Origin of the sequence: Enterobacter ludwigii, assembly GCA_023023105.1 — a bacterium.
Taxonomy (GTDB): Bacteria; Pseudomonadota; Gammaproteobacteria; order Enterobacterales; family Enterobacteriaceae; genus Enterobacter; species Enterobacter adelaidei.
Genome location: CP083824.1, coordinates 1,139,897 through 1,165,784, shown reverse-complemented (window position 1 = coordinate 1,165,784; position 25,888 = coordinate 1,139,897). Strand labels below are relative to the sequence as shown.

The following is a 25,888-nucleotide window of genomic DNA, read 5'->3' as shown; positions in this document are numbered from 1 at the left end:
GGCGAAAACTGCACTATTTCTTGCGGGAAAGCTTAAACGCCGCAAACAGGAAAATCACCCACACTGGCAGCAGCATCGCCGACAGGCGCATCTCATCCATCGTGCACATCAGCACCAGAATCAGCCCCAGGAAAGCGATACAGAGATAGTTACCTGCCGGATAGAGCAGCGCCTTAAACTGTGTTTCACGCCCCTTGCGGCGCATCGCCGCGCGAAAACGCAGGTGCGCCAGGCAGATCATGATCCAGTTCAGGAGCAACGTGGCAACCACCAGCGCCATCAGCAGGCCAAAGGCCTCTTTCGGTAACAGATAGTTAATCAACACCACCAGCGACGTGATAGCGCCAGAAAGCAACAGCGAATTCACCGGCACGCCACGACGGCTGACGCGGGTTAGAAACCTCGGCGCGTTGCCCTGCACAGAGAGGCCAAACAGCATGCGACTGTTGGAGTAGACACCGCTGTTATAGACCGAGAGTGATGCAACCAGAATGACGAAGTTCAGCGCAGAGGCCACCACGTTGCTGTTCAAATCGTGGAAAATCATCACAAATGGACTGCTGTCAGACTTCACCTCAACCCACGGGTAGAGCGCAAGCAGCACCACCAGCGAACCGATATAGAACAGCAGAATACGGTACACCACCTGGTTGACCGCTTTAGGAATGCTTTTATGCGGATCGCGCGCTTCAGCAGCGGTGATGCCAATCAACTCCAGGCCGCCAAAGGAGAACATAATCACGGCAAGAGAGAGAATAAGCCCCTTCCAGCCCGTTGCCAGGAAACCGCCGTGTTGCCACAGGTTGTCGATAGTGGCACGCTCGCCACCGTGACCTGAGAACAGCAGCCAGAGGCCAAAGCCGATCATACCGATAATCGCCAGCACTTTAATCAGCGCGAACCAGAACTCGGTTTCACCATACAGGCGCACATTCACGAGGTTAACGGCGTTAATGATAATGAAGAAGGCCGCCGCCCAAATCCACGTCGGAACGTCCGGCAGCCAGTACTGCATATAGATGCCAGCCGCCGTCAGCTCAGCCATCCCCACCAGCACGAACATCACCCAGTAGTTCCAGCCGGACAGGAAGCCTGCAAACGGGCCCCAGTATTTATAAGCAAAGTGTGCGAAGGAGCCTGAAACCGGCTCTTCAACGACCATCTCACCGAGCTGGCGCATGATCAGGAAGGCGATAACCCCGGCGATACCGTAGCCCAGCAGAACCGCCGGGCCAGCCATCTGAATCGCAGGACCGATACCGAGAAACAACCCGGTACCAATTGCGCCGCCGAGGGCAATTAACTGAATATGTCGATTTTGCAAACCACGTTGCAGCGTCGGATTCTGTTCCGACGAAGCTTCAGTACTACCGTTGCCTGAAGCGGATGACGCGTCTTTCACGTCCTACCCCTGTCTCTTTTTTAGAAGGGGCACGTTTTAACACTTCATGCTGGAGGTAGCAAGGGATTGGGTGGCACCTCGGGCAGCCACCCCGATACCGGAGTGGCTGTGGTGTCATTATTTTTTCTTGTAAATATTCGCCGTACCGTGAATTTTATTGTTGGTGTTACCTGAAGTGAGCACCAGCACATCCGCGCCTTTCTTATCCGCTTTTTCAATCAGCTCTTTTTTTGCGTCATCCACCGATACTTCATTCGAGGTGCTTACCGTACCGATTTTTTGATACTGAGACGCAACTTTCTTGAACTCATTTTTTGTCAGCAGTTGGGCAGCAAACGCATTGGTCGTAAACAGTAACGCAGTTCCCAACAAAATAGCTGTTGTCTTTTTCATAACCTTTTTCCTTGAGATTAATCAGCAACTACGAAAAACCTCACACATTATGGTGAGGTTTTATGAGCATGGTAGAGAATCTCAGGAAATGCCATACGTCCTGGAAAATTCTTTTATAACAACCCGTTGCATGAAATTACTAACGACTATTAAGAATATTCAAAAACACGCGCCGTGCCAGCAATATCAATGCGTACCGACGTCCCAGGGTTCCACCCAGGCTGGCTTACCGTCTTCAGAATCACAGGCTGCTGTTGCCCGGCTAATCCCAGGGTGAGCGTCGACAGCTGACCGGTGAAATCCACATCAAGAATCGAGATCGGGCTTTCATGCGCTGCACATGCCGTTACGCGCAGCTGTTCGGGGCGCATCATTACCCTGCCCTCTCCTGTCGCATGCGCGTTGTCCGTCGGCACCTCACCCAGCGCGCACAGGGCACTCCCGGCATTGAGCTGAGCTGGCAGGATCACCGCATCTCCAAGAAACAGCGCCGTTTCTTCGTCAACAGGCTGCGTGTAGACTTCATAAGGCGTACCAACCTGGGTAAAACGTCCGGCACGCATGACGGCAACCTGGGTGGCAAACGACAACGCTTCGTTCTGATCGTGGGTGACCAGAATGGAGGCAACGCCCGCTTCGGCCAGCAGATCGGCCGTTGCTTTGCGCGTCATCGCGCGCAGGCCCGTATCCAGAGCCGAGAAAGGTTCATCCAGCAGCATCAATGAAGGACGTTGGGCCAGCGCACGGGCCAGCGCCACACGCTGCTGCTGCCCACCGGAAATCTCATGCGGCCAGTGTGTCGCAAGCTGCCTGTCCAGCGAAACCATATCCATCAGCGCTTCAATACGCTGACGCTTCTCATGACGGGTACCGTCCAGCCCCCAGGCAATGTTATCTGCCACATTAAGATGCGGGAACAATGCGCCCTCCTGAGGAACAAAACCGATCCCGCGCAGGTGGGCGGGGACAAAACTGTTCTCATCGAACAGCGTTCGCCCCTGCATGACAATACGCCCGGTGTCCGGTGTTTCAAACCCGGCAAGAATTCGCAGCAGCGTGGTTTTACCTGACCCGGATGGCCCGACAATTGCCGTCCGGCTCCCGGGGGCAACGCTCAGGTTTAAGCTGTCGAGCACCTGCACATCAGAGAATGTTTTAGAAATGGAGGTTAATTCAAGCATGTCAAAGCCCTGCAATTTTTTTCGACTGCATATAGAGAATGGCGGTCAGCGGGAGTGAAATCAGGATCATCAGCATTGCGTAAGGCGCTGCGGCCACATAGTCAATTTCACTGGTCAGCGCCCAGAACCCGGTGGAGAGCGTGCGCGTGCCCAGCGGAGAGAGCAGCAGAGTCGCAGTCAGCTCGTTGCTGACACCGAGGAAAACAAGTGCCGCCCCCGCTGCCGCACCTGGCGCAGCCAGCCGCATCGTGACGCTCCATAGTGCCTTCGCCGGCGTACTGCCAAGACTGCGCGCCACGTTTTCCAGTTCCACCGGTGCCTGTGCTATCCCGGCACGCAGGTTAATGAGCGCGCGGGGCATAAACATCAGCAGATAGGCAAGGAACAGGGTAATTTCCGTCTGGTAAATGGGACGGGCGTAATGAATGGTGACAGTGACCAGCGCAAGCGCGGTGACAATCCCCGGCAGCGAACTGGTGATGTAGATGCAGCCTTCCAGCATACGAAAAACGCGGTGGGGGTAGCGAATTCCGAGCCAGGCGATGGGGATCACACACGCTGTCGTCAACAGAGCACCACCCACACCAAGCATCAGCGTCTGGCGCAGTGAGTGCCAGAGATCGGCGCTCATCCAGTTTTGCACACCGCCGAGCCAAATCCAGCGACACAGAACAATTAATGGCACGCCCAGTGCCAGAACAATCAGCACGATGAAAAACAGCTGACCCAGCGCAGCCGCAGCGGGTTTCAGCGGCCAGCGCTTCTGTTCACGTGCGGCACCAGCACCAATGCGCGCGTAGCGTGCTTTTCCGCGCGTCACGCCTTCCAGCACTAAGATAGCCAGACAGCACAGGGCCAGTACACCCGCCAGCATGTTTGCGGCAGGACCGCTGAAGGTAGACTGAAACTGGTCATAAATCGCCGTGGTGAAGGTATCAAAACGGATCATCACGTACAGGCCATATTCCGCCAGCAGGTGCAGCGCCACCAGCAGCGCGCCGCCGCAGATAGCCAGCTTGAGTTGTGGCAGCACCACGCGGAAAAAGACCCGCCACGGCGGCGTGCCGAGCGAAGCGGCCACATCTTCCAGCGTCGGGTCAAGGCGGCGCAGCACCGCCGCTACCGGCATATAGATAAAGGGATAGTAGGCAAGCACGGAGAGGAACACGCCTGCAGAAAGTCCATGCATCGACGGGACAACACTTACCCACGCATAACTTTGTACAAACGCGGGGATAGCCAGCGGAGCCACCGCCAGCGCAGACCAGATCCCTCGTCCGGCAAGCTGCGTGCGCTCTGTGAGCCAGGCGATTGCTACGCCTGTCACAATACAAAGCGGAACCGCTAACGCCGTCAGCCACAGCGTGTTGCTGAGCAACTCAGCAACACGCGGGCGGAACACCAGCGCCTTAATCGTCTCCCAGCCCGTCTCAATGCCAATGGCAATGATAAAACCTAAAGGCAGAAGCGCCATTAATGAAAACAGGACAGCTAACGCAACCATCGGCAGTGCAGGACGCCTGCGAGCAGGCTCCTGCACTCTGTTTTTGCCGATGTCGAGACTTAGACCAGACATAAGACGTTCACTTTACTCTCAGGATCACAGCAGACCGGCTTGTGTCATCAGCTCGATAACTTTTTTACTGTTGAGCGTTGAAGGTTCAACTTTCGGCGCATCGAGATCTTTCAGCGGAACAAGTTTCGGGTTAGAGGCAGCATTTACACCCACAGCATATTCAAAGGCATTGTTGGTACGCAGGCTTTCCTGGCCTTCTTTACCCGTGATGTATTTGATGAACGCCTGTGCTTGCTCTTTGTGTTTGCTGGATGCCAGTACACCACCGCCGGAGAGGCTCACAAACGCGCCCGGATCCTGGTGTTTGAAGTAGTAGAGCTGGGTGTTTTTGCTGTTTTCACCCGTTTTGGACTGGTCGACAAAACGGTAGTAGTGATAAATCACGCCGCCATCAATCTGACCGGCATTGACGGCCTTCATGACGGTGCTGTTACCTTTGTAGGCAACAAAATTGGTTTTCATCGCTTTAAGCCATTCCAGAGTCGCCTTCTCGCCTTTCAGGGCCAGCATTGCGCTCACGATGGCCTGGAAATCTGCGCCTGACGGTGATGCCGCCCAACGGCCTTTCCACTCAGGTTTCGCCAGATCCATCAGCGATTTTGGCAGCTGCTGTTCGGTCAGTTTTTCCGGGTTATACACGAACACCGTGCTGCGGGCAGCAATCCCGATCCAGCGACCGTGCGCCGGACGATATTCTGCTGGTACCTGCTTCAGGGTATCTGCATTCAGCGGCGCGAACAGGTTGGCATTATCCACCAGAACCATGGACGGCGAGTTTTCCGTCAGGAATACGTCTGCTGGCGATGCGCTGCCTTCCTGAACCAGCTGGTTACCCAGCTCGCTGTCATCACCGTTACGCAGAGTCACTTTAATACCGGTTTCTTTAGTAAAACCGTCAACCCACGACTTAACCAGGTTTTCGTGCTGCGCGTTGTAGACAACGATACCCTCGTTGTTATCGGCCGCAACTGATTGTGTAGAAAGTAAAAGTGATGAAGACAACAAGGCAAGGGAGAAACATGACAGCAGACGAGAATTCATGAACATATCCTTAATTGACCAACGTGATTAACAACGCATAGCTTTGTGGGACAGGATTAAAGCATACAAAAACGCTAATGATAATTAGTATCAATCCAGTTTTAGCGTAAAAGTGTAAAATTTCATTATAGAGGTGTTTAAAGTGATAAAAATCCAGATTTAAGAATGGAGAAAAATAAAGATTAAGAAATCCTTAAGGACTGCCCTAATAAAAGATAATTAGCACTCTATTTATTAAGCCGTTATTTAACCGAAAAGAAAAGAATAAAAATTCGACCACAGGGCATTAGAAAAAAATGACTCCCTTCATGTCATTGTCCTGTTATCGCATTAGTCGATCTTAAGCGGAAGTGTCTCCAGCGTTCTCAGGATCAGACTTCGATTCGACCATTTCGCCTCACCGTCCAAAGCGGTAATCCCTCGCTTGCTCAGGGCCGCCGCCAGATTTTCAGCCTGAAACTGCGCCAGCAACTGCCCGATGCACTGGTGCACACCTGCTCCAAACCCTAGCTGTCGCTGTGCATTCTTTCTGCCCGGAATAAAGCGCGACGCCTCTTCAAAAACGCGTTCATCCCGGTTAGCGGAGCCAAGGCACAGTAACACGTTATCGCCAGCCTTCAGTTCACGCCCCAGAAAATGCACAGGAGCCGCAACATTCCGCCTACCCATCTGAAGCGGGGATTCAAAGCGCATCGTTTCGCTTACTATCTCTTTCATCCGCAGCGTGTTATTTCTGACCCCATCCTGCAATTCCGGATGCAATGCCAGCATATAGAGCAGATTTCCGGTTAGCGCTTCGCTGGTTTCACTGCCGCCAATAAGCATCGTGATGCAGTCCGTGCTAAACCGCTCATAAAGCGCATTCCCATCTCCGCCATATCCTTTCAGCAGGCTGCGATAAAACAGCGAATCGTAACCTTCTCTGTGCGCCTGTGCGAGCTGGAGAAAGCTATCATCCAGACGGGAGAGCGCTTTTATCAGCCTCTGAAGCCCCTCACGGTCAATGGCGCTGGGATCCAGCAATAGCCTGATGGCACTTTTCTCTTGCTCCACCACCTCCTGTTGCGCCTGCGGCAGGTTAAGCCATACGGTGAAAAGCTTCCCCCATAGCGGCGCTGCAATCTGCCGAACTCCGTCAAACGGGCGAGCTGTGGGTAAAGCGGCTACCACTGAATGTGATTCGTGTGAGATGAGATGGGTTAATGCCCTCCAGGATTCGCCGGTAAACAGAGCTTGCAGAGCCTGACGGTGAGCGCGATGAACACTTCCCTCCTCAAAAAGGACAATGCCGTAGAGAAGATCCCGCAGCCGGGGCGGAAGGTTAAAACACTCTTTTTCCAGTACAGCATGCACGTCTTCAGGGATACCTGAAGAGACGAATGCACGCTCTTTCATTGCCTGATACACGTCCTGATAGCGGGTAAGCACCCATGTTTTCCCGATTCGCGTCACCGGCTGATGGTTTCGCATATGGTGATAGACGTCGTGAAGATTCTCCTGAAAGACAGGAGAGGCAGGATTAAACCGAAGCGCTTTGTCGACATATGCCATGGCTGAGTCCTCATCACAGGATTAATCACCATTGAGTTAAGCAGGGATATGTTTCAGTTCAAGTATGGCGATGGAGTCTGGGGGATTACGGGGATCAAATGGCACGCCCTGTAGGATTCGAACCTACGACCTACGGCTTAGAAGGCCGTTGCTCTATCCAACTGAGCTAAGGGCGCACTGAGAAGAGTGAACTTCGCGGTGGTGAAACGCGAAGAATTATACGGTCAATGTCAGGTGAGTCAATGCCTTTTCCGTTTTCAGGCCCAATAACGACTAGTCGGTTGTAAATACGGCTGTTTTTTCAACATTTTCATCAAATTCACCGTAAAATTATGCGCTGCGAAAAGGCTTAGTGGCATTTAAGTAACGCCTGCTGTTTTCCTGAACGTCACCTCGTCACACTAGTAAGAGGTATCCCGGCCGCCCGGAGGCTGACAGACAACAGGACAATGGAGTGACAGCGCAAAACCTGATCTATACGCCCCCCCAGCTACAGACCCTTTCTCAGGACATCGTCGGCATTAAACTTGAGCCCATTGTCGCCCTCACCTCTTTGCGTCAGATTGGCGCTGAGGTGCTTAGCATCATGTCCGAAACACGGCACAGTGAGGCGTTTTTCCATCGTCAGTCCGCAGAAGAGTCGATAACCCTGCTTGAAGCGCAGCTTGTCGCGTTAAAAAATACACCGCACTGTCATAACCTTTTTATTAATCTGCCGATAACCGTCCTGACAGAGTCAGAATCTTTTCAGCGACTTATCCGGCTGAGTGGGGCTCCGCTGAATATTGAGATCGTCGATCTCGCGGCTTTTTTGGCGCTGTCTGTTGCACAGAAACAGAGCGTCATTCAGAACCTGCAGCAACTCAGAAGGCAGGGGCACAGCATCTGGCTGGATGATATTGATGAAGTATTAATATCGTCGTTTATATCCTGTCGCCTACCGTTAAGCGGCATCAAGATTGATAAAGAAGCTTTCTGGCGCTTACGCGCCACCCCTGCGCTGAGGCAACTGGTTTCACTTTGCTTTCAGCTTGCCGGGAAAGTTCTTATCGAAGGGATTGAAACTGAGCGCGATCACACCTGGGCACTGCAGGCGGGCGCAGATCTCGGCCAGGGGTATTACTGGCCGTCCTGGACATGGCCGGAGGATTAAAAAGCCATTTCCAGGAGGGAGACCATGCGAATGACAGTGCGCCGTTACAGGCGGCGGCGTACAGGAAGTGATGCATTGGGATTTACGCACTCGCCTTTTGCTCCCCCCTTTTTCGACCGACTCGAATTTTTGAGCCAGTCCATCAGCCAGCCCCGCAAAACAGACGCCCCGTTTATCCTTCTGGTGACGGAGGATCACTTCCTGCGCACCGGTTTTCTCAACGGGCAGTTTCCCCTGAGCAGTTGCTGCGACTACGCCACGCTGGACGACGCCCTTGTCGCTCAGACGCAGTGGCCATCAGCCCGTCTGGTCGTGGATATTGAAAGCCGCTCCACGGGGCTTCTGGAGAAACTGGATCAGTTGAGACGGCATAGCCTGTTTCCTCCTTTCCTTACGCCCTGGCTGTTGGTCCGGGCCGATAATTACGACACCCGCCTCTTCTGCAAAGCGGCAGGTCCCTTTCATGTGCTCGAACGTCAGCTGAACACCACTGCGCTCCAGCACAGCCTGCTGGATACCCGCCCCCCGCAGGGTACCGGGAAAGACTGGTTCTCGCGTAATGAATGGCCCATCCTGCAGGAGCTTTCCCGGGGCAAGACATTACGTCAGATTGCCCATATGCAGAATCGTCCCTATAGCCGCATTATCTATCGTCTTAGCTGCATCCTGCTGAAACTCGGGCTAAGCCATCGCCAGGAATTGCTGCATCTTCTTAATAATCTCTCAGACTGCACGTTTTCACTCACATCCTAACCCCTTATTTCCTAAAGCGGTTTAGGAATTTACTTACCACTTACGTTGCAACAATGTTAATTCTTAACAATAAAATCGAAATTATAACTATTCCTAATTTATGGGCGTGAACCTTGTGAAATACCACAAATTGACGAAACAGCAGAACTTTCCTCCATCCGTTAAGTGAATGCAGAAGGCGTTAATAAGATGATAATGATGTAAAAACAAGCAGCTTGGTGACACCTTCCAGGAGTAAAAAGCGAAGCGGTCAGCATGTTCTCCTGTACAGCAGACACCGTTATCCAGATCAACGTAAGAACTTTCAGATGAAGGTCTGACGGCCTGTGAGGGTAATTTTTAACCTCTCCACAGCGGGTTCGCCCCTTTAAAAAAGGCGTAATTTTGTTAACAATTAATCAACATACAGAGATATCTGTTATTTTTTGTTATTACATAAAGACGAAAATATGCGGTAAATGAGATACCAGGATATTTCCGCTAATTTTAAAAAATTAGCTATTCAGATCCAGAAGATAATACAAACCAACACACGGATATTAATTTACAGGGTTTTCGGAAAAAACTTACCCTGTATAATAAGATGCGTACCAAATCTGAATAAGAAAAACCTTTTTGCCAACACCAGCCAAATGAGATGACCGCGCTGAGGCATAGTTCTTTTCATTACGTAAACAAGGATGCTTTCGCTCTTTCCAGGGAAATACTTCGGTATAGGGATCTGCACATTATATCCTTCCGGCATTTCGTGAGTTTTACAAAACTCTACATAACGCTTTTAACAATCTGAGGCATTAAAAATGAAACCGGCATCCGTTATCATTATGGACGAACACCCTATTGTCAGAATGTCGATAGAAGTCCTGCTACAGAAAAATAAAAACATCACCGTCAAGCTCAAGTCTGGCGACAGCCATGAAGTCCTTGACTGTATCCGTAATCACCCTATTGATATGGTGATCCTTGACATCGAACTCACCAGTACAGATGCTTTCGCTTTACTAAAGAGAATCAGAAACTTAAATAAAAACATTAAGATTCTGTTCCTCTCGTCGAAATCAGAGTTGTTTTACTCAGGCCGTGCCATTCGAGCCGGGGCAAATGGCTTTGTCAGTAAACGAAAAGACCTGGGTGAGATCTACAATGCCGTAGATATGATCCTGATGGGCTATTCTTTTTTCCCGTCGGAAACGCTGAATTTTATAAATCACCAGGGTTCAGGGAAAGGGATCGCAGTGGATATGCCATTATCGAATCGTGAAGTCACGGTATTACGTTATCTGGCGAATGGATTATCCAATAAGGAAATAGCTGAACAGCTACTATTGAGTAACAAAACCATTAGTGCGCACAAATCCAACATTTATTCCAAGCTGGGCGTGCAAAGTATCGTGGAATTAATTGATTACGCCAAAGCGCACGAACTGCTATAACCTGAATTCACTCCCTGCAGCTTATCTGAGCTGCAGGGAGTGCGGTCAGTGCTAATTATAGTTAATCATGAAAGTGGCATCTGCATCAGCCCGTCCGGGCTGAGGGTTATCAGCAGTCGCGATATAATTGGCATAAAACGACAACACCGCATTCCCCTGCGCATCAACCGTGACTGGCTGGCTGGCCTGTTGAAGCGGCAGGCGCGTTTTATCCGCATCCCTGATCTCAACGGCGACATGACTTGCTGTACTGGCGTCATTCAGCGCCAGCAACCCGTTATTGCTTCCGTCGGCTTTACCCGAAAACGTAATAGACGCCGCCCCCGGCGGGCAGTCGGTCAGCTTCAGCGTAAACGGCATAGGCTGCGTGCGGCTCCCGGTGGAGCTGAGCTGTTTAGTCGGCCAGGTGCCTAACGTGACGGTCTTGTCGCTATCGCTCCCCTCTGCTACACAGGTGAAATCGACAATATTTCCGGACATCTGAATGTTAATCTCTCCCAGTGCAGTGGCAGCCTGCACGTTTGCATGAAGCATCACCAGAGCCACTGCGGCGAGATACCCTTTCCCGTTCAGCATCATTTCCCCTTAATCGTAATCCACACGCAGATAACCGCGAGAGGTGAAACGTCCTTCTGCAGGCTTGTTACCCGTGATGCTCACCGGCCAGACCCGGATCCCTACCTGAGCCTGCGCGTTGTCGTCCAGGCGGAACGGAATTTTGCTGTTCAGATTGTTCGGCGTCAAAGGTGTACCGCTCTCGTTTGCCACCACAAAACCCAAATCTGCATTATTGGAAACCAGCGCATTACCTGAAACTTTTTCCGCCTCGATACGCATCGTCAGATAAGCATTGGCTTCCACATTGGTACACTTAATGGCAATGGTTTTGCTTTGCGGCGAGACTTTCTCGGGACGATTACCAGCTCCGGCCTGACTGAACAGCGATGCGCCAATGTCGCCAAAATCAAACTCCACCACCTGCCCTGCGTTTATCGCACAGCTTTGTGGTACCTGGATTGTTCCGCTGTAGCTGATGGTATAGACCGGCGTATTCAATGGGTCAGACGTTGTCGTCGTGACATACACCCTGAACATGGTCTGCTCGGGAATAACCACCATGTTGATAAACCGCCGCGTGACTCTCAGACGAAAAACCAGCTTCGAGTCGGTGACTGGAAATGCCTTGTTGTTCGGTACGTTAGGATGCTGCCCCATCTGGATGTAATTCGCGGGTGGATAGAACGTGCCCGCAAAGTCGTCATGAATCTGCATGGCGCCATCAAGGTAATCGTTAAGTTTTACATACTTGTAGCTATCAATTACCGTCGTGATCGGCAGACTGGTAACGTAACTACGCATCGTGGATTTCCCGCTTGTTCCCTTAGGGCAAATGGCATTCACCCCGACAAGCCCGGTTTTTTGCGCCAGGGTAACAATCTGCCCCGGTTTGTTATTGGAGCTATTAAAGACGTTTGAAAGATCGTAGGAAATATCCTTCGCCACCCCCGTCGAGTTCTGACAAACCGTAGCCCACGCGGGCAATGCGCTGCAAAGCAGCGCAAAACTAACAGCAGTGCGTAAAATGCGCATCTTTGGGTTCCTGTTAACGATCACAGCTGACTCCCGCCATCGTGATAGCCTGGTTCTGACTCTCAGGCGGTAAGCGATAGTGCGCACGGCACTGGGACTGCGCCCCGTCGCCCCACTGGATAAGCAGTTCACCTTCCAGCGGCAGCCCACTCAGATAGATCTGCCCGTCATCCCCCACCATGCTGGTAACGCCACTCTGGGTTTCGCGCACCACAGCACCGAACGGCACGGGCTGGTTACCGCGCATCACCGTCAGCAGGGCACGCACACCAATACGCGTATCAAAGCTGGCGCGAACCAGCGCGCCTTTGGTTGGCACCACGCTGCTCACGTTGTTTTCGATATCGGTGTTGTTGCTCATGGTGTTGGTATCCAGCGCCACGCGGTTGTAGCGATAGACGGTGGCATACGGCATAACCGCGTAGCCTCGCCAGTCGGTTTTCACGCCGGTCTGGTTTTCCACGCTGACGCCCGATGCTCCCGGCGCTTTGATCAGTACGTTGGTGTCGCCCAGTGGCTGACTGAAGGTCACCCCGTCGGCATGACCGACCACGCCCCCGGAGAGCTGCCAGTTGAGATCGTGCTGATCGCGTGAGTAGTTATAACCCGCGGCCAACGTGCCGTAAGTCGCCTGCCAGTTGGCACTGGCGCTACCGCTTGAGCCATTATTGCTGGTGTGTCCCTGGGTCACGCTGTAGTTTAGGTTGCGATCCTCCAGCAGCGTACCGCTGACGCCGGTTTGCCAGCTTGTATCGCCATCGCTGTTTCGGCTGGCGGATGCCGTGGCATAGGCGCGGTCTATCGCGCTGTCACGGCGATATCCCTGACGGGTAAAGAGGCTAAACGGCACGGAGACGTTAAACGACGCGATCCGGTCGGTACCTTCTATCCCGACGGATTTGTTCCACGACCAGGAAACGGAGTAGTTGATCCCCTTCACGCCCCCCGCATACCCCAGCTGATACCAGAGGTTTGTCTCGTCGGTTCCCCAGTAGCTCTGCTCGCTGCCGGAGATATATACCGATCCATAATCCCCCAGCGACTGAGACACATTGAGCTGGAAACGCCCTTTTTTATTCCACGTCAGGTTGTGATAACTCTGCACGTCCGGGACGCTGTTATCATCCTGGTTATCCGCATACTGATAACCTTCCATTGAGCGCCAGGCCACATCGTCCAGGGTGTAAAACCCTTTTGTGGAGTAGCGGTAACCCAGCAGCTGGAAGTTGGTGCCGAAGCCGTTGAGTGATTTCGCATAGAGGAAGCGCAGAGACTGTCCTTCATGTTTGCTGTCGTCCGCGAGCTGGCTGCGGGCGTGAGTAATATCGAGCGAGACCGCGCCCCAGTCACCGAGGTTTTTTCCGGCCCCGATAGCCACCGCGGTATAACGAGATGCCAGTTGGGTACCACCGTACAGCGTGTAACCATTGGCAAGACCGGTAATCAGGGTTCCCTGAGTAAAGAATGGCGTATCCTGATCGCTGTTACCGCTGCGGTAATCCCCGGCAACAAGATCGTACTTCCAGCGCCCTTCACGCTGCAGGAGCGGTACGGTGGAGTACGGCACGGTATAGCGCTGCTGGGTACCGTCTTTCTCTTCGACCGTCACTTCCAGGTCACCGCTTGAGGAGGTCGGGTTGAGATCGGTAATGGCGAACGCGCCGGGCTGGACATAGCTTTGATAAATGACATAGCCGTTCTGACGCACCACAACTTTAGCTGGCGTCCTGGCAATTCCGCGTACGGTTGGGGCATAGCCCTGCAGGCTGTCAGGGTACATGCTGTCAGATGAAAAGAGCCGTCCGCCGCGAAAACCGACGCTGTCGAAGACATCATTACCGGTATTACTGTCACCCAGCACCAGTTCACTTTTAAGCGGAATAACGGTGCGTTGCGCCCAGGTGCCGATATTCTGCCACTCGCTGTGTCGCTGCCCGTTATTCTGCGTGTAACGCCATGCGCCATTGTTACGTAAACGCCAGGCACCATAGTTCAACCCGCTCTGCAGGTTCAGATAATAACTGTCGTCTTCGCTGCCCCGGTTACCGGTGAAACTGTAGTTCAACAGTGCGGCGGGAATGCCTTCATCCCATTGTTCAGGCGGAATGTAGCCACGGGCGCTGTTCTGCAACGCCACCTGCGGCAGGCTGACGTTCAGACGCTGAGAGGCAAAGTTAAATGCCGTCTCACTACCAGGAATGGCCGTGGTCAGCGGAACGCAGGTATCGCCCTGTACATTTGCCAGTTCAGGAAATGCCGCAACATTGACACCAAAGCGATCGAGCATCGCGCGCGTGATGCACGGCGATAAACCGCCCGCCACTGGCGGGGTGTTTTCGGCTTGCTCAAAACGCACGTCCTGGGTGCCGATAAACTCATCGTTACGCCAGATATCCACACGATAAACGCCGGGTGCCTGCTGGTGACCTTGTTCAAAACGCGACAAATCCGCCACGCTGGCGGTATCGTCGGACAAGAAGGCCGGGTTGAAGTAGCTTTCGCTCCAGCCAGACTGCGGCCAGAGCGCGGCCATCAGCGCCAGTGCAACCGGGCAGTAACGTCCCAGATGATTTTTCATCGCCCTGACTCTGCTCACAGGTTGACGCTACGCGCCGGTGTAATGGCACCGTAGTCATTCACGCTCTGCCAGGAGAGCGTGCCGCTCGCACCGGCTGGCAGTACCTGCTGTGCCGAGTTTTTAGGCGCAACCATCAGGTTATCCAGCGTCTTGCCACCCAGCTTCATGTTGACCAGGGTGATGTAATACGGAGACGCGTTGCTGACTTTGAGGTGGTTGCCAGTACGCTCAAAACGCAGCTGGGAGAGCGCCTCTTCCGGCTGCATCGCCAGATTGTTCGGGCGTACAAACAGTTTGATACGCGAAAGGATCGCCAGCTGCAGCACGTTATTGTTTTCCGTTTTCTCCTTGTTCACTGACGGGATCGCTTTCACGTTCATGTAAAAGAGCGATTCGCGGTCGGCGGGCAGCGTCGGTCCGGCGTAAATAATACGCAGCGTGTTTTCGCTGTTTGGCTCACTCACAAACAGGGGCGGTGTGACGGCAAAGGTTTTTTCTTTTTGCCCGTTCGCATTTTCGATCCACGCGTTGATTAAATAGCGTTCTTGTTTGTTGCTGTTAGTGATCGCCAGCGACGTTTGCTTCGCATCTGCCGGATAAATAACGCGCGTGGCCCCCAGCGCAATACCGCCGGAAGCATTCGCGCAAGCAGAAACCATCATCAAAATAAACGATAAAAAAAGTCCTGGTTTAATTCGGGTATTCATCACAACCGTACCTTTAATAATGTGTTCGCAGGTGTTATGGATAAATCAACGTAAACCAGACATCCGACTGAATATTGCCTGGCATGAGATGTTCGGAAATAGCCCGATAGCGGGCGCTAAAATGAAACGCGAGTTCACTGGTATTTACCGGCAACCAGCTGACGGCAGTGGCATTTGGGATAATCTGACGTTGTTGTTCGTCAAAGAGCGCCAGCCCCACACCGCTGCTGACAGGTGTTTCACCTGGCCGCGATGTCGCCAGAAAAACCTGCGGATCTTCTGCGGGTGTGACACCCTGAAACTGGATCCCCACGGTGCGCGAGACATCAACGCTGCAATCCAGTAGCCGCACGGTGAAGGGGACATTCACCGTGGAAAAGCTCCCCACACCGGCAAATGAATTGGTTCGATACTGTCCCATGTCGATGCGCATATTCTGGCTGTCGGGCGCAACGGCGCAGCCGCCGTTCACCAGTTCACCTCTGAGGTGAACTTTGCCACCTTCGATCACCACGGTATGTGCCGATGCCTGGTTAGTCATCGCAAGCGCTAAAAGCAGTAATGCTCCCGTTTTTATCATCCTTCGTTCCTGGCATTAGCGTATGACGGCCTCGTCCCTGAGGCCTGAACATCCTTGTACGAATTATTCGTATTTCATAACGAAGGTGGCGTCAGCGTTTGCCTGGCCTGGCTCGGTGGTCGCAGCCGTTGATTTATAACGTGCGGTGAATTTCAGGGTGTTAGTACCTTCGATCAGGCTCTGTGCAGCAGAGAAGGTTGCACCGTCTGGAGTCAGAACGCTGGATTTGCTGTCAAGGATCTCGATACCCACGCCTTTCGCGGTGTTATCGTTGCTACCGGAAGTCACTGCCAGCAGGGTTTTGTCAGTTGCATCAATCTGACCGGTGAACGCAACGGCGGCGGTTTTCGCTACCAGTGGATCGCAATCGTTCAGTTCAATGTTGAATGGGATATTAGAGGTGGTGTCGCCCACTTTAGTGAATTTCGCGGTACGGTACTGACCGAGATTAACAGTCTGCTCGGAAGAATCAGTATTTACTGAACATGCAGCATTAACCAGTTCACCTTTAAAATGCACAGTACCGCCATTTACGGAAACCGGAGCAGGATCGGCTGCATGAGCGGCACCCGCGACCAGGGCCAGAGTTGCAATAACAGTAGAAGCAATGTTGCTGAGTTTCATGTCTATTCCTTTAAAATGTAAATAACCCTTCCCGCGAATAATCGGGAATAAGAAATACGTTCAATTGTTGAATTGAAAGCTTATTTCGGAGGAGACAAAGTAGCTCAGGAATCATTTTTTAAATATGTCAAAACGCTGCCATTTCTCCAGGTCACATCCTAATCCCGCCTAAGAAATTGACCATCCATCCCGAAGGGTTTTTATGCCCTACTGATGAAAACTCGCAAAGGGTGACTGACAGCGGCGCTCGCTTCTGACAAAATACAGGCAATCCCCCCTTTCAAACGTTACAGACGGAATCTTCTCTCTGATGGCAGCAAAGATTATTGACGGTAAAACGATTGCGCAGCAGGTGCGCTCTGAGGTTGCGGAAAAAGTGAAGGCGCGTAAAGCCGCCGGAAAACGCGCCCCTGGGCTGGCCGTTGTGCTGGTTGGTAGCAACCCGGCATCACAAATTTATGTCGGCAGCAAACGCAAAGCGTGTGAAGAGGTGGGCTTCGTCTCCCGCTCTTACGATTTGCCAGAAACCACCAGCGAAGCAGAACTGCTGGAACTTATTGACACTCTGAATGCCGATAAAGAGATCGACGGTATTCTGGTTCAGTTGCCGCTGCCCGCAGGCATCGACAACGTGAAGGTGCTGGAGCGTATCGCACCGGATAAAGACGTTGACGGTTTCCATCCGTACAACGTTGGCCGCCTGTGCCAGCGTGCACCGCGTCTGCGTCCATGTACGCCACGCGGTATCGTGACGCTGCTGGAGCGTTATAACATTGACACCTACGGTCTGAACGCCGTGGTCATTGGTGCCTCCAACATTGTGGGCCGCCCGATGAGCATGGAACTGCTGCTGGCCGGCTGCACCACTACCGTCACCCACCGTTTCACCAAAAATCTGCGTCACCACGTAGAGAACGCCGATCTGCTGATCGTTGCCGTCGGGAAACCGGGCTTTATTCCAGGTGAATGGATTAAAGAGGGTGCGATTGTCGTGGACGTCGGAATTAACCGTCTGGAAAACGGCACAGTCGTCGGTGACGTAGTGTATGAAGATGCTGCGGCACGTGCCTCTTACATCACCCCAGTACCGGGCGGCGTAGGCCCGATGACGGTTGCCACATTGATTCAGAATACTTTGCAGGCATGCGAAGAGTACCATGATGTAGAGGACGCGTAAGATGGCGACATTTTCATTAGGAAAACACCCACACGTTGAACTGTGCGATCTGCTGAAGCTGGAAGGCTGGAGCGAAAGCGGCGCGCAGGCGAAAATCGTGATCGCCGACGGGCGAGTAAAAGTCGACGGCGTGGTGGAAACGCGCAAGCGCTGCAAGATTGTCGCGGGACAGACCGTGAGCTTTGAAGGACAGAGCGTGACCGTTACGGCCTGAGCCATTTGACGCCCTCACCCCAACCCTCTCCCAGCAGGAGAGGGTTAAAAATCCCCTCACATCCATCACGGTTATTTATCGATCAACTTCAAATAATCACTATTTCCTCTGTTGAATAGTGAAAATTCAGTTGCGCGTTTTTCACACTTTGCCCACGATAAGTAGAACGTTCTACTAAAACGTTCTACTTACAATAACAGCGCTAAAAAAAGCGCTACTCGGGGGAAATCAGCATGAGTCTGATATCAGGGTTTGTTAAATCGCTGTCTAAGTTGTCTATGATTGGTCGCGCCTTGATGCTGCCAATTTCACTGCTTCCCGCTGCGGGCCTGCTGCTGGCCTTCGGCGATAAGTTCCACCTGCCGCTGATGATGAACGCGGGCGGGGTTATTTTTGATAACCTGCCGATGCTGTTCGCCATTGGCTCTGCCGTGGGTCTGGCGTCAGAATCCGGTATCGCTGCGCTGTCTGCGGCGGTATCGGTATTTGTCACGAATATCACCATTAGCACCGTGCTGAGCATCACGCCGGAAATGGCCTCTCAGGGCGGGAAATACGCCATGGTGGTCGGCATCCCGACGTTGCAAATGGGCGTCTTCGGCGGCCTGATCTGCGGTATTCTCGCGGCCTGGTGCTATAACCGCTTCCACACCATGCAGCTCCCGGAGTTCCTGGGCTTCTTCTCCGGTAAGCGCTTCGTGGCAATTGCAACGGCGTTCCTCTCGTTCCTGATGGGGCTGCTGCTGCCCTACATCTGGCAACATATCCAGGCCGGTATCGACGCACTCTCCGTAGTGGTTAACGGCGATAATCAGGCGGCGTCGACCTTTATCTTCGGTCTGGTGGAACGCGCGCTGATCCCGCTCGGACTGCACCACATCTGGTATCCATCCTTCTGGTATTCGTTTGGGGATTACACCACCCAGGCAGGCCAGGTGATCCACGGCGACCAAACCATCTGGTTCAAGATGCTGGAAGAAGGGGTCAAATCCTTCAGCAGCGACACCTACCAGAATGCCGGTAAGTTCATGCAGGGTGAATTCCCGCTGATGCTGTTCGCGCTGCCTGCGGCGTGCCTGGCGATGTATCACGAAGCCCATACGAAGAATAAGAAAATCGCGGCCGGTATTCTGTTCTCTGCGGCGTTGACCTGCTTCCTGACGGGGATCACCGAACCGGTTGAGTTTACCTTTATCTTCGTGGCGCCGATTCTGTACGTCTTTAACGCCATCATGGCGGGCCTGGCTTATATGACCATGTATCTGCTGCATGCGCATATCGCCAAGTCGTTCTCCGCGGGCTTTATCGACTATCTGTCATTCGGGATCCTGCCGTCGTTTAACGGTTACAAAACCAATTTCCTGAACGCCATTATCATCGGCATTCCAATGGGCCTGATTTATTACTTCACGTTCCGCTTTGTGATCCGTCGTTTCGACGTGAAAACGCCGGGCCGCACTGAAGTGACAGCCAATGCGGATGAGAAGTCAGATTCCGAACTCGCGACCGAGATCATCACCCTGCTGGGCGGAGCGCATAACATCAACTCCGTCGGCGCCTGTATCACCCGTCTGCGTCTGGAAGTGGCAAAAAGCGAGGCAGTTGATAAAGACGGCCTGAACGGACTTGGCGCGCGCGGCGTGGTCTTCGTCGGCGACAACGGTATTCAGGTGATTTTCGGTGCCAGAGCACAGTTTATCGCCCAGACCATGTCCACCATGATCGGCAAATAATAAGATGCCTGAACGACACGTCTCCTGTACGCTGGGAGACGTGTTTTATCTGGCTGATAATCGGCAAATTTCAGGGAGCGGTTTTGAAGAAAGTCAGCATTATTGATGTCGCAAAGCACGCGGGCGTTTCGGTCTCAACCGTCTCGCTGGTGTTGCGCCAGAAAGGGAAAATCTCAGAGGCAACGATCGAGAAGGTCAACGCTGCCATCAATACCCTGGGCTATGTTCATAACGTCGCCGCCGCCAACCTTCGCGCCAACACCTCCAATCTTATTGGTCTTATCCTCCGTGACTTCAGCGACAGCTTCTCCATCAAGGTGATGGCGAGCATCGTCCAGGAGCTGGAAAAACAGGGGTATATGGTGTTTCTCGGCCAGCCGCAGAATGACTATGACCATCTGGAACGCTGCCTGCTGTCGTTTAAACAGCAGGGCGTCGCCGGTGTGATTTACCTCGCTTCTGACACCCGGACATCCACCCTGCCGGAACACATTCGTCATTGCCCACTGCCGTTGGTTGCGGTCTCTCAGTCGTTGCTGGAGGAAAAATGCAACCTGGTGATGCGTGATAACCGTCAGGCGGCAAATCTGGCGGTACGTTATCTTATCGAGCGCGGCCATCGCAATATCGCCTACATTGGCGGGCGTGAGGGCTGCCTTATCCGCGAGCAGCGTCTGCTCGGTTTTCGCAGCGCGATGACGCAAAACGGGCTGGTCTGGCGCGATGAATACTCTCCGGCCTGCAGTGATGACACGCTGGCCGCGGGTTTCGCCACCCGCCAACTGCTGGAAAAAAACAACACCTTCACCGCCCTGCTCTGCCACTCGCCTGATGCCATGATCGGCTCTATATCAGCGATTCATCAGGTAGGACGTACGGTGGGTAAAGACGTGTTTCTGACGCAGCAGGTCGCGCTGGTCGGTTTCGAAGATATGCTGCACGTAAACCTCACGTCACCGTCATTGACCTACGTCTCCTCCGCCAGTGAAGAGACGGGGCGTCAGGCTGCCGGGTTGATTATTCGCAAGCTGAAAGAGCCGGACTTGCAAACGCAGCGGATTACGCTTTCCGGGCAGCTTATCGCGCGCGAATCGGCGTAAAATCAGAATTTAGCACAGGTCTGTTAGCGCGAGATTACTGCTATATTTCCATGATTTGCCATGGATAATGTCAATGCCTACCGTTATTACGCACGCTGCTGTTCCGCTTTGCCTGGGCTTAGGCCTGGGAACCAGAGTTATTCCGCCTCGTCTGCTGTTCACCGGAATTGTCCTCGCGATGTTGCCGGACGCCGACGTGCTGGCGTTTAAGTTCGGCGTTGCCTATGGCAATGTTTTCGGCCATCGCGGCTTTACTCACTCCCTGCTGTTTGCCTTTGTGGTGCCGATACTCTGCTTGCTGATCGGTCGACGATGGTTCAGAGCCAGCCTGCCCCGGTGCTGGCTGTTTTTAACCGTGTCATTACTGTCGCACAGCCTGCTGGATTCCATTACCACGGGGGGGAAAGGGGTTGGCTGGCTGTGGCCGTGGTCAGACGAACGCTTCTTTGCGCCATGGCAGGTGATTAAGGTCGCACCGTTCGCGCTGTCACGCTATACCACGCCGTACGGGCATCAGGTGATCATTTCAGAATTGCTGTGGGTGTGGCTGCCGGGAGTAGTGCTGATGGGGATGTTGTGGTGGAGAAGACGTGCGCGCTGATGCCCTCACCCCGACCCTCTCCCACGGGGAGAGGGAGCAAACCTGACCATTCCCTCTCCCTGCGGGAGAGGGTTAGGGTGAGGGGAAGATTACTTACGGCGCCAGGTGGTTCCCTGAGGGCCATCTTCCAGAATGATGCCCATCTCGGTCAGACGGTTACGCGCCGCATCTGCCGCCGCCCAGTCTTTCGCCTGACGCGCTTCCAGACGCGCGTTGATCAACGCTTCAATTTCCGCCACTTCACCGTCGTCCGCCTGCGCACCGCTTTGCAGGAACACGTCCGGCTCCTGCTCCAGCAGGCCGAGAACGGAAGAGAGCTTACGCAGATGGGACGCCAGCGCATTCGCTGCCGCCATATCCTCTGACTTCAGGCGGTTCACTTCGCGCGCCATGTCGAACAGCACGGAGTACGCTTCTGGCGTATTGAAGTCGTCGTTCATCACCTCAATGAAGCGCGCTTCGAACGCTTCGCCGCCCGCAGCAGGAACAGACCTGTCGGTACCGCGCAGCGCGGTGTACAAACGCTCCAGTGCCGAGCGCGCCTGCTTCAGGTTCTCTTCGCTGTAGTTCAGCTGGCTACGGTAGTGACCGGACATCAGGAAGTAACGCACGGTTTCCGCATCGTAATACTTCAGCACGTCACGCACGGTGAAAAAGTTGCCGAGTGATTTAGACATCTTCTCGCGGTCAACCATCACCATCCCGGAGTGCATCCAGTAATTAACGTACTCGCCGCCATGTGCACAGGTAGATTGTGCAATTTCGTTTTCATGGTGCGGGAACATCAGATCCGAGCCGCCGCCGTGAATATCGAAATGGTTGCCCAGCTGTTTGCAGTTCATCGCCGAACATTCAATGTGCCAGCCAGGACGCCCTTCGCCCCACGGAGATGGCCAGCTCGGTTCACCCTCTTTGGACATCTTCCACAGCACGAAGTCCATCGGGTTGTGCTTCACGTCAACGACGTCAACGCGGGCACCGGCCTGAAGCTGATCCAGATCCTGACGGGAAAGCGCGCCGTAGGTTGGGTCCGTCGGCACGGAGAACATCACGTCGCCGTTATCCGCAACGTAGGCATGACCGCGTGCGATCAGCTTTTCGGTGATTTCAATAATTTCGTGAATATGGTGGGTCGCACGTGGCTCGCTGTCCGGGCGCTGAATATTTAATGCATCAAAGTCTTTGTGCATTTCAACGATCATGCGGTCCACCAGCGCCACAAAGCTCTCGCCATTTTCATTAGCGCGTTTAATGATTTTGTCGTCAATGTCGGTGATGTTGCGCACGTACTTCAGGTTGTACCCCAGAAAACGCAGGTAGCGCGAAACAACATCGAAGGCGACAAAGGTACGGCCATGGCCAATATGACAGAGATCGTAAACCGTAATACCACACACGTACATGCCGACTTCCCCGGCATGGATAGGTTTAAATTCCTCTTTTTGGCGCGTCATTGTATTAAAGATTTTTAACATCGAAGATTCCATGTAAACACGTGTGTGGGTTGTTTGTTCCCTATAATACCCATAATTCGGAATAGGATCAGCACACAATGCAAGGTGATCGCGTCCTGTGGTTATGCTATAACAAGCCCCTATATGTGACCCGAACACGGGTTGACGCACCACAATAACGGAACAGGATGCAAAAATGGTTACTTTCCACACTAATCATGGCGATATCGTAATCAAAACCTTTGATGACAAAGCGCCTGAAACAGTTAAAAACTTCCTGGACTACTGCCGCGAAGGTTTCTACAACAACACCATTTTCCACCGCGTGATCAACGGCTTTATGATCCAGGGCGGCGGTTTTGAACCTGGCATGCACCAGAAAGAGACCAAAGAAGCGATCAAAAACGAAGCGAACAACGGTCTGAAAAACACCCGTGGCACGCTGGCGATGGCCCGTACTCAGGCGCCTCACTCTGCTACTGCCCAGTTCTTCATCAATGTGGCCGACAACGACTTCCTGAACTTCTCTGGCGAAAGCCTGCAGGGTTGGGGCTACTGCGTATTCGCAGAAGTGGTTGAAGGTATGGACGTGGTTGATAAGATCAAAGCCGTCTCTACTGGCCGCAGCGGCATGCACCAGGACGTTCCTAAAGAAGACGTAGTGATTACCAGCGTGACCGTCAGCGAGTAATAGGTGGCGACACTCTTTATTGCGGATTTGCATCTGCAAACAGAAGAACCGGCGATCACCGCCGGTTTTCTGCGTTTTTTACGCGGTGAAGCGAAAAGCGCCGACGCGCTGTACATTCTGGGCGACCTGTTCGAAGCCTGGATTGGCGACGACGACCCTAACCCGCTGCACCGGGAAATGGCTGCAGCCATTAATGCGCTGGTGGATTCCGGCGTTCCCTGCTACTTCATCCATGGCAACCGTGATTTCCTGCTCGGCAAGCGCTACGCTCGCGAAAGCGGTATGCAACTGCTGCCGGAAGAACAGGTGCTCGAACTCTATGGCCGAAAGATCCTGATCATGCATGGCGATACGCTCTGCACCGACGATACCGGTTATCAGGCCTTCCGCGCCAAAGTCCACACCCCGTGGATCCAAAAAGTGTTCCTGTCCCTGCCGCTGTTTATCCGCAACCGTATCGCAGCCAGAATGCGCGCGGGCAGTAAAGCCGCCAACAGCAGCAAATCCATGACCATCATGGACGTCAACCCGCAGACAGTGGTCAACGTGATGGAAAAGCATCGCGTCCAGTGGCTGATCCACGGTCATACTCATCGCCCCGATGTACATTCCCTTATCGCCAACGGCGAACCGGCCCACCGCGTCGTACTGGGTGCCTGGCACAGTGAAGGCTCCATGGTCAAAGTCACACCAGAGAGTGTAGAGCTGATCGCTTTTCCGTTTTAACCCCTCAAATATCATTCTATTTTTTTGAATAACATTGGCAAATTGTTCCGATTTTAATCAGCCCATGGTTAGCCTAATATTTATCACATCTGACCTGCTCCCCGTTGATTAGTACACCCCGATGTTAGTAATGTCTTCATAAGCCACATGAGGACATCCCCATGAAGAAGCGTTTTTCCGACGAACAGATCATCAGTATTCTCCGCGAAGCCGAAGCTGGGGTACCCGCCCGTGAACTCTGCCGCAAGCATGCCATTTCCGATGCCACGTTTTACACCTGGCGTAAGAAGTATGGCGGTATGGCGGTGCCTGAAGTTAAGCGCCTGAAGTCGCTTGAGGAAGAGAACGCCAGACTCAAGAAGCTGCTTGCCGAAGCCATGCTGGATAAAGAGGCGCTTCAGGTGGCTCTTGGGCGAAAGTACTGACGACAGACCAGAAGCGGGAAGCCGTGATGTTGATGTGTGATGCGACCGGTCTGTCGCAACGTCGTGCCTGCAGGCTTACAGGTTTATCCCTGTCGACCTGCCGCTATGAGGCTCACCGTCCGGCTGCTGATGCGCATTTATCAGGGCGCATCACTGAGCTGGCACTGGAGCGCAGGCGTTTTGGCTACCGTCGTATTTGGCAGTTGCTGCGCCGTGAAGGGCTTCATGTTAATCATAAGCGCGTGTACCGGCTTTATCACCTCAGTGGCCTGGGCGTAAAACGCAGAAGACGTCGTAAAGGGCTGGCAACAGAACGTCTGCCGCTGCTCCGTCCGGCGGCGCCCAATCTGACCTGGTCGATGGATTTCGTCATGGACGCACTTTCCACCGGTCGCAGGATCAAGTGTCTTACCTGCGTCGATGATTTCACAAAGGAATGCCTGACGGTCACTGTTGCCTTTGGGATTTCAGGCGTTCAGGTCACGCGTATTCTGGACAGCATTGCACTGTTTCGAGGCTATCCGGCGACGATAAGAACTGACCAGGGGCCGGAGTTCACTTGCCGTGCACTGGATCAATGGGCCTTTGAGCATGGTGTTGAGTTGCGCTTAATCCAGCCGGGCAAGCCAACGCAGAACGGATTTATTGAGAGCTTTAACGGACGATTTCGCGATGAATGTTTGAATGAGCACTGGTTCAGCGATATCGTTCATGCCAGGAAAATTATTAATGACTGGCGGCAGGATTATAACGAATGCCGCCCGCACTCCACGCTGAATTATCAGACACCGTCTGAATTTGCAGCGGGCTGGAGAAAGGGTCATTCTGAGAATGAAGATTCCGACGTTACTAACTGAGTGTTGTATCTAATCGTGGGGGCAGGTCACATCAGGGCAACACGCCCTATCCCAGATAAATTACTTCAGGAATACGACCATGAAATCCATCAAAACTTTCGTTGCAGTTGCCGCTCTTTCTATGATCTCTTTTGGTTCTTTCGCTCAGAGCGTCAGCGCGAGTGCTTCTACCCTCGACCGCGCAGAAGCGAAAATCGCCGCTCAGGCTGCTGAACAAGGTGCGTCTTACAAAATCACCAGCGCACAGGTTAACAACCGCGTATACATGACCGCAGAACTGACCAAATAAAGACACCTGATTGATGAAAACAGACCGCCAGATAGCGGTCTGTTTTGTTATGTCCTGGC

General features: G+C 53.1%; 25 protein-coding genes and 1 tRNA gene. 12 read left to right on the top strand and 14 right to left on the bottom strand.

What is annotated here, in order from left to right:
• Positions 1-13: 13 nt before the first annotated feature.
• The 7 genes from pheP to LCD46_05415 form a co-directional block, all read right to left on the bottom strand.
• Positions 14-1,402, bottom strand: coding sequence for a phenylalanine transporter (pheP, locus tag LCD46_05445; GenBank protein UOY71778.1), 1,389 nt, complete (start codon positions 1,400-1,402; stop codon positions 14-16).
• A gap of 117 nt (positions 1,403-1,519) precedes the next feature.
• Positions 1,520-1,795, bottom strand: coding sequence for a DUF1471 family periplasmic protein YahO (yahO, locus tag LCD46_05440; GenBank protein UOY71777.1), 276 nt, complete (start codon positions 1,793-1,795; stop codon positions 1,520-1,522).
• A 149-nt stretch (positions 1,796-1,944) separates the two neighbouring features.
• Positions 1,945-2,976: an ABC transporter ATP-binding protein gene (locus LCD46_05435; GenBank protein ID UOY71776.1), complete on the bottom strand. Its 1,032-nt coding sequence runs from the start codon at positions 2,974-2,976 to the stop codon at positions 1,945-1,947.
• Position 2,977: 1 nt separating this feature from the next.
• Positions 2,978-4,552: an iron ABC transporter permease gene (locus tag LCD46_05430; protein UOY71775.1), complete on the bottom strand. Its 1,575-nt coding sequence runs from the start codon at positions 4,550-4,552 to the stop codon at positions 2,978-2,980.
• A gap of 24 nt (positions 4,553-4,576) precedes the next feature.
• Positions 4,577-5,593, bottom strand: a complete 1,017-nt coding sequence (locus tag LCD46_05425) for an iron ABC transporter substrate-binding protein (GenBank protein UOY71774.1) — start codon at positions 5,591-5,593, stop codon at positions 4,577-4,579.
• A gap of 330 nt (positions 5,594-5,923) precedes the next feature.
• Complete coding sequence (locus LCD46_05420; protein ID UOY71773.1) at positions 5,924-7,144, bottom strand: cytochrome P450; 1,221 nt, start codon at positions 7,142-7,144, stop codon at positions 5,924-5,926.
• Positions 7,145-7,243: 99 nt separating this feature from the next.
• A tRNA-Arg gene (locus tag LCD46_05415) sits at positions 7,244-7,320 on the bottom strand.
• Positions 7,321-7,598: 278 nt separating this feature from the next.
• Between LCD46_05415 and LCD46_05410 the strand changes: the two genes are divergently transcribed.
• The 3 genes from LCD46_05410 to fimZ all read left to right on the top strand — a co-directional run bounded on the left by LCD46_05410 (position 7,599) and on the right by fimZ (position 10,483).
• Positions 7,599-8,297, top strand: a complete 699-nt coding sequence (locus LCD46_05410) for an EAL domain-containing protein (protein ID UOY71772.1) — start codon at positions 7,599-7,601, stop codon at positions 8,295-8,297.
• A 24-nt stretch (positions 8,298-8,321) separates the two neighbouring features.
• Positions 8,322-9,050, top strand: coding sequence for a DNA-binding response regulator (locus LCD46_05405; protein ID UOY71771.1), 729 nt, complete (start codon positions 8,322-8,324; stop codon positions 9,048-9,050).
• An 800-nt stretch (positions 9,051-9,850) separates the two neighbouring features.
• Entirely contained in the window at positions 9,851-10,483 is a 633-nt protein-coding gene (fimZ, locus tag LCD46_05400; GenBank protein ID UOY71770.1) for a fimbria biosynthesis transcriptional regulator FimZ, read from the top strand.
• A gap of 51 nt (positions 10,484-10,534) precedes the next feature.
• On the opposite strand, the gene sfmF is transcribed toward fimZ, so the two are convergent.
• The 6 genes from sfmF to fimA all read right to left on the bottom strand — a co-directional run bounded on the left by sfmF (position 10,535) and on the right by fimA (position 16,562).
• The gene (gene sfmF / locus LCD46_05395; protein ID UOY71769.1) at positions 10,535-11,059 is read right to left on the bottom strand and encodes a fimbria assembly protein; all 525 of its coding nucleotides are present in this window, start codon (positions 11,057-11,059) and stop codon (positions 10,535-10,537) included.
• Positions 11,060-11,068: 9 nt separating this feature from the next.
• A complete protein-coding gene (gene fimH, locus LCD46_05390) occupies positions 11,069-12,073 on the bottom strand; it encodes a type 1 fimbria D-mannose specific adhesin FimH (protein ID UOY71768.1) in 1,005 nt (334 codons plus the stop codon).
• A gap of 13 nt (positions 12,074-12,086) precedes the next feature.
• Positions 12,087-14,651, bottom strand: a complete 2,565-nt coding sequence (locus LCD46_05385) for a fimbrial biogenesis usher protein (GenBank protein UOY71767.1) — start codon at positions 14,649-14,651, stop codon at positions 12,087-12,089.
• Positions 14,652-14,665: 14 nt separating this feature from the next.
• Entirely contained in the window at positions 14,666-15,358 is a 693-nt protein-coding gene (gene fimC, locus LCD46_05380) for a type 1 fimbria chaperone FimC (GenBank protein ID UOY71766.1), read from the bottom strand.
• A 34-nt stretch (positions 15,359-15,392) separates the two neighbouring features.
• On the bottom strand, positions 15,393-15,938 hold the full coding sequence (fimI, locus tag LCD46_05375; protein UOY71765.1) for a type 1 fimbrial protein subunit FimI: 546 nt from the start codon (positions 15,936-15,938) through the stop codon (positions 15,393-15,395).
• A 63-nt stretch (positions 15,939-16,001) separates the two neighbouring features.
• Positions 16,002-16,562, bottom strand: coding sequence for a type 1 fimbrial major subunit FimA (gene fimA / locus LCD46_05370; protein ID UOY71764.1), 561 nt, complete (start codon positions 16,560-16,562; stop codon positions 16,002-16,004).
• A 310-nt stretch (positions 16,563-16,872) separates the two neighbouring features.
• Between fimA and folD the strand changes: the two genes are divergently transcribed.
• From folD to LCD46_05345, 5 genes are all read left to right on the top strand, one after another.
• A complete protein-coding gene (gene folD, locus LCD46_05365) occupies positions 16,873-17,739 on the top strand; it encodes a bifunctional methylenetetrahydrofolate dehydrogenase/methenyltetrahydrofolate cyclohydrolase FolD (GenBank protein UOY71763.1) in 867 nt (288 codons plus the stop codon).
• Between the two features lies 1 nt (position 17,740).
• Positions 17,741-17,953: a ribosome-associated protein YbcJ gene (ybcJ, locus tag LCD46_05360; protein ID UOY71762.1), complete on the top strand. Its 213-nt coding sequence runs from the start codon at positions 17,741-17,743 to the stop codon at positions 17,951-17,953.
• 233 nt (positions 17,954-18,186) lie between these two features.
• The gene (locus LCD46_05355; protein ID UOY71761.1) at positions 18,187-19,686 is read left to right on the top strand and encodes a PTS transporter subunit EIIC; all 1,500 of its coding nucleotides are present in this window, start codon (positions 18,187-18,189) and stop codon (positions 19,684-19,686) included.
• An 83-nt stretch (positions 19,687-19,769) separates the two neighbouring features.
• A complete protein-coding gene (gene malI, locus LCD46_05350) occupies positions 19,770-20,786 on the top strand; it encodes a Mal regulon transcriptional regulator MalI (protein ID UOY71760.1) in 1,017 nt (338 codons plus the stop codon).
• Between the two features lie 73 nt (positions 20,787-20,859).
• Positions 20,860-21,387 carry a metal-dependent hydrolase gene (locus LCD46_05345; GenBank protein ID UOY71759.1) on the top strand — a complete coding sequence of 176 codons (528 nt, stop codon included), beginning with the start codon at positions 20,860-20,862 and terminating at the stop codon, positions 21,385-21,387.
• 89 nt (positions 21,388-21,476) lie between these two features.
• Here LCD46_05345 and cysS read toward each other — a convergent pair whose 3' ends face one another.
• Positions 21,477-22,862 (bottom strand): cysteine--tRNA ligase, encoded by a 1,386-nt coding sequence (gene cysS, locus LCD46_05340; GenBank protein UOY71758.1) that lies wholly within the window; start codon positions 22,860-22,862, stop codon positions 21,477-21,479.
• A gap of 175 nt (positions 22,863-23,037) precedes the next feature.
• On the opposite strand from cysS, the gene ppiB reads away from it, so the two are divergent.
• The 4 genes from ppiB (at position 23,038) to LCD46_05320 (ending at position 25,829) form a co-directional block, all read left to right on the top strand.
• Positions 23,038-23,532, top strand: coding sequence for a peptidylprolyl isomerase B (gene ppiB, locus LCD46_05335; GenBank protein UOY71757.1), 495 nt, complete (start codon positions 23,038-23,040; stop codon positions 23,530-23,532).
• A 3-nt stretch (positions 23,533-23,535) separates the two neighbouring features.
• Positions 23,536-24,258 carry a UDP-2,3-diacylglucosamine diphosphatase gene (gene lpxH, locus LCD46_05330; protein UOY71756.1) on the top strand — a complete coding sequence of 241 codons (723 nt, stop codon included), beginning with the start codon at positions 23,536-23,538 and terminating at the stop codon, positions 24,256-24,258.
• 161 nt (positions 24,259-24,419) lie between these two features.
• Positions 24,420-25,540 (top strand): IS3-like element ISSen4 family transposase gene (locus LCD46_05325; GenBank protein UOY71755.1). Its coding sequence is split into 2 segments (ribosomal slippage): positions 24,420-24,678 and positions 24,678-25,540, totalling 1,122 coding nucleotides; the frame shifts between segments, so codons are not numbered across the junction.
• A 79-nt stretch (positions 25,541-25,619) separates the two neighbouring features.
• Positions 25,620-25,829, top strand: coding sequence for a DUF1471 domain-containing protein (locus tag LCD46_05320; protein ID UOY71754.1), 210 nt, complete (start codon positions 25,620-25,622; stop codon positions 25,827-25,829).
• Positions 25,830-25,888: the final 59 nt, after the last annotated feature.